Consider the following 398-nt stretch of genomic DNA (forward strand, 5'->3'; position numbering starts at 1 on the left):
AAGGCGAGGCCGACCAGGGCCAGGCCTCCGGCGAGGACGCCGACGATCATCCACGGTGCACGCCGGCCGAAGCGGGAACGCGTCCGGTCGGAGATCTGCCCGGCGATCGGCTGCGCGATCATCGCCGCGAACGCACCGATCGTCGCGATGATCGCGAGGTTGGCGACCTTGTTCTCCTCGCCGAGCGCGACCGTGACCTGCTGGGGGAGGAGGATGCCGGGGACCGCGCCCCAGATCAGGAAGATGCCGAGGTTGGCGGGGATGATCCAGCCGAGCAGGCGCCGGATCCCCTTGAGGGGCGGGGGCGGGTCGTCGTTGCCGGCGGCGGTGCGGATGAACGTCGTCTCCGTGATCGGGACGGTGCTCTCGGGGACGGTGCTCTCGGGGGTTGCGGGCGT

Annotated in this window: 1 pseudogene; it reads right to left on the reverse strand. The window is 71.4% G+C overall.

Features of this window, described 5'->3' with window-relative positions:
• Positions 1-353: pseudogene (locus tag L687_RS0121985) on the reverse strand (MFS transporter); the annotation flags it as partial.
• Positions 354-398 lie beyond the last annotated feature (45 nt).

This window comes from Microbacterium maritypicum MF109 (assembly GCF_000455825.1).
Taxonomy (GTDB): domain Bacteria; phylum Actinomycetota; class Actinomycetes; order Actinomycetales; family Microbacteriaceae; genus Microbacterium; species Microbacterium maritypicum_A.